Source organism: Microcystis sp. M53603_WE2 (assembly GCF_030065435.1).
The window spans coordinates 1-3,887 of sequence record NZ_JASJFF010000941.1; the positions used below are offsets into that span (position 1 = coordinate 1).

The 3,887-nt window shown below is 42.6% G+C and carries 3 protein-coding genes; 2 read left to right on the plus strand and 1 reads right to left on the minus strand.

Annotated features, from left to right (window positions below):
- Positions 1–769 (plus strand): RNA-guided endonuclease InsQ/TnpB family protein (locus PX481_RS19875; protein WP_288095613.1); only part of this gene is annotated, 769 nt, incomplete at its 5' end.
- 97 nt (positions 770–866) lie between these two features.
- On the plus strand, positions 867–2,438 hold the full coding sequence (locus PX481_RS19880) for a Na+/H+ antiporter (RefSeq protein ID WP_002758276.1): 1,572 nt from the start codon (positions 867–869) through the stop codon (positions 2,436–2,438).
- A 116-nt stretch (positions 2,439–2,554) separates the two neighbouring features.
- Here the strand turns inward: PX481_RS19880 and PX481_RS19885 are convergent, their stop codons facing one another.
- A complete protein-coding gene (locus tag PX481_RS19885; RefSeq protein ID WP_008200115.1) occupies positions 2,555–3,343 on the minus strand; it encodes a choice-of-anchor K domain-containing protein in 789 nt (262 codons plus the stop codon).
- Positions 3,344–3,887: the final 544 nt, after the last annotated feature.

Consider the following 3,887-nt stretch of genomic DNA (forward strand, 5'->3'; position numbering starts at 1 on the left):
AATCCCAGAAAGCTGTGAACCAAGCACAGTAACAGTCAGATTACATCCTTCTGGACGTTGGCATATCTCAATAAGATTTGATGACCCAACGATTAAGCCATTACCAGTAACAGATAAAGCCATTGGAATTGACTTAGGAATTAGTAGCCTCGTGAGTACCAGCGACGGCGATAAAGTGTCTAATCCTAAGCATTTTAAGAAACATTATCAGAGGTTGCGAAAAGCACAAAAAAATCTTTCTAGAAAACAGAAAGACTCAAAGAATCGAGAAAAGGCAAAAATCAAAGTAGCCAAAATTCACGCTCAAATCACCGATAGCAGGAAAGACCATTTACACAAGCTAACCACTCAATTAGTTCGTGAAAACCAAACGATTGTGGTTGAGAATTTAGCCGTTAAGAATATGGTCAAAAACCCGAAATTATCTCAGGCAATATCTGATGTAAGCTGGGGAGAAATCACCCGACAATTAGCCTATAAATGCCGTTGGTACGGGAAAAATTACATCGAAATAGATAGATGTTTTCCCAGTTCTAAACGGTGCAGTAATTGTGGGTATATTGTGAAAAAGCTGCCGTTAAATGTTCGAGAGTGGGACTGTCCGAACTGTGGGACTCACCATGACCGAGACATTAACGCCAGTAAAAATATTTTGGCCGCAGGGCTTGCGGTGTCAGTCTGTGGAGCGACCATAAGACCAGAACAGAGTAAATCTGTGAAGGCAGGTGCGAAAAATCCTTCGGGAAAGAAGCAGAAACCTAAATCGTGAGGTTTGGGAATCGCCGTCCGTTTTACGGCGGCGAGGATGTCAAATAATTTAGATTGTTCTTTTCTTGCACGTCCGCTCACCGATTGCCTCCCACCCAATGAGTTTAGAATCCGCTACCGATGAAGTCATTAAGCAAAATTTAGAACAATTTCTAATTGTTTTGTCCGTTTCCCTGAGTGTGGCTACGGTTTCGAGGATTTTTAGCTGGTTTCGCCAAATTCCTTACACCCTATTGTTAGTGATAGTCGGTTTAGGTTTAGCTTTTATCGATATCCGTCTGGTGAACCTATCCCCCGAACTGATTCTAGAAATTTTTCTGCCCCCTTTGCTATTTGAAGCCGCTTGGAATACACGCTGGCGAGATCTGAAGGATAATTGGATTCCCGTCAGTCTTTTCGCTATTGTCGGCGTAATTATCTCGATTTTCGGGGTTGGTTTTACCCTAGATGAATTGACCAATTTACCCCTATTTACGGCATTATTAGTGGGTGCGAGCCTTTCTTCTACGGATCCCGTCGCTGTTGTCGCTCTTTTTCGCGAATTAGGGGCCAGTAAAAACCTCACCGTGCTTTTGGAAGGGGAAAGCTTATTTAATGATGGGGTCGCTGTCGTCGCTTTCGCTCTTTTGGTGGAAATTCCCCTCGGTGCTAGTGGTCTATCCTTAGAGACAACCATTAGCCGGATTGCGGCTTTTATCGGTATCGGGGTGGCAGTGGGTTGTTTAGTGGGTTTTGGTATTTCCTATCTGACTCAACGTCTCGATTTACCCCTAGTGGAACAGTCTTTAACTCTTGTGTCCGCCTACGGTGCTTATTTATTAACCGAGGAGTTCGGGGGTTCGGGGGTAATCGGAGTGGTGACTACGGGGATTATTTTAGGTAATTTTGGCTCTAGAATTAGTATGAGTCCCCGTACCCGCCTATTAGTCACGCAATTCTGGGAGTTTCTCGCTTTTTTTGTCAATTCGATCGTTTTTCTCCTCATCGGCGATCAGATCCGTCTCTCCAGTTTAGCCGATAATCTCAATTTAATTTTTATCACGATCGCTGCCGTGGTAGCGGCCCGTTTTCTGGCTACCTTTGCTTTGGCAACTGTTAGTAATGCCTTGATGGAAACTAAAATTAATTGGCGGGAAAAAACGGTTTTATGGTGGGGAGGTTTGCGCGGTTCCGTTTCTATTGCCCTAGCTTTAAGTGTGCCGGTTATTTTTCCCAATCGTCAGGATATCATCGATATCGTCTTCGGAGTTGTTCTCTTTACCCTTTTGGTTCAAGGATTAACTATTCAAACTTTCCTATCGAGATTAGACTTGATCGGTGATCAACCAATTCGAGAAAACTATGCGGAACTTTTAGCCCGACGGGTAGCTTTAAAAAGGGTTTTAGACTATCTTTCTAAGTTAGATAAATCTCCCGATGTTGCCCCCGAATTTTTTAGTTATGAGCAGCATCTAGTCAAAGAAAAGTTAAAGACCGTAGAAGCGGAAATACAATCTCTCAACGATAGTTATCCCCAATTACAGCTATTGACAATGGAACAACTTCGGGAAACCCTCCTAGATATCGAAGCTGATACCTACGCTGAATTTATTCGATCCGGCCGTTTAACTAGCAATTTATCCCCCGTCCTCCAAGAAATTCTCGCTGAAAGTAAAATTAGTGAACAGTAGGACTATTTTGGGGTATATACAATCAATCTCAATTCTCCTAACGATCAACGACTGGGTTTTATGACAAAAACCCCTCCAATTAATGAAGGGGTTTTTGTGGGGTTTTATGGGGGATTTTAGGAGACTTTTGTAGTTTCTTTTTCAGTGGATTGGGAGGGTTTTAGTTTGCGCTTGAGGGTGGAAGCTGCGCCCACAATACTAATCGCAAGTAAGCCAGCTATATTTCCAGATTCAGGAACGGAAACAGCAGGAGCAGTCGGAATAGGATCGATGGTTGGATCAACAAAACCCCCTGATATAGCATTCCCAAAACCTGCCAACTGAAGTGAACCAAATCTTCCTAAAACTTCCACAGTACCAGTGGAATTTTCATAAATACGAAAGCTTCCTAACTCTGGTCTATTAGGAAAATATAATATATCAGCTGCTTGTTCAGGAGTTGCGAGAACCAACACTCCATCGACCACAAAACCATTGGCGGTCATATCTAATCCGATCTGTTCAGTCAAAATCTGATTAAAATTAAATGGAGTGGTAGTGGACGAACTACTAGAAACTGCTAGTTCTGAGGTGTGAAGTCCAATCCAACCAATTCCATTTTTATAGCTAAGTGTTCCTAAGACAAAAGTTTGTCCAACTTGAACATTCTCAAAAGATGTTCCATCGAATTTAAAAAAGCTGGGAGCGGAATCGGGAAGACTAAAATCAAGTTGATTAGTACCAATTCCATTGACATCTGTATAGGGAAAAGGACTGGCGAAGCTATTAAAAACACCGTTTGTCACTCCAGAACCTACGGGTTGGCTATTTGCTGGTAAATTGCTCCAAGCAAGAAAAGAAGGGAGCAGAAATAAAAGCTGCTTAAAAATGGTCTGCTTGATAGAATATTGCTTTGCGACACTCATGTAATTTACACACTCCGTTAATGGCGACACTCCGTTGAGGACAACTTGAAGCCAGCATACACACTCCCCCCCCACAACTGTATCCTAAGCTACAATTTAATAAATCTTTATATTCTTCTCCCTAGCTTAGGGATTCATAGGGGAAAGAGTCTCAGGTATTTTCCCCTGTTTTACTGCTTCTCAGGCGACCTATCGCCTTCCGTGAGGGATTGTGGCGCAGTGTGTCAGATTCGGTCATAGGGTTCAAAATTTCGCTAACATTGTTAAGTAGCTGGTTATAATTAAATTAAAAATGGATTTTAGGTTCGATCCCCCCTGCCCCCCTTGATAAGGGGGGTGCCGATAGGCGGGGGGATCTGATGATTTTTAACGCCTACCTACTTAGGTGATTATTTATTATGACTATGTCGAGAGAGGAACAATTAAAGCTCCTTGGTCAGATGAAAGATTCTGATATAGATTATTCAGATATAGCTGCTACTGATGCCGAATTTTGGCAAGAAGCTACTGTAGAAGCTGCCCGTTGGATGGTATCGAGGGAAAC

Bases quoted from the DNA above. Each gene is read 5' to 3' on its own strand.
- PX481_RS19880 (WP_002758276.1), top strand. From the start codon at position 867: ATGAGTTTAGAATCCGCTACCGATGAAGTCATTAAGCAAAATTTAGAA.
- PX481_RS19885 (WP_008200115.1), bottom strand. From the start codon at position 3,343: ATGAGTGTCGCAAAGCAATATTCTATCAAGCAGACCATTTTTAAGCAG.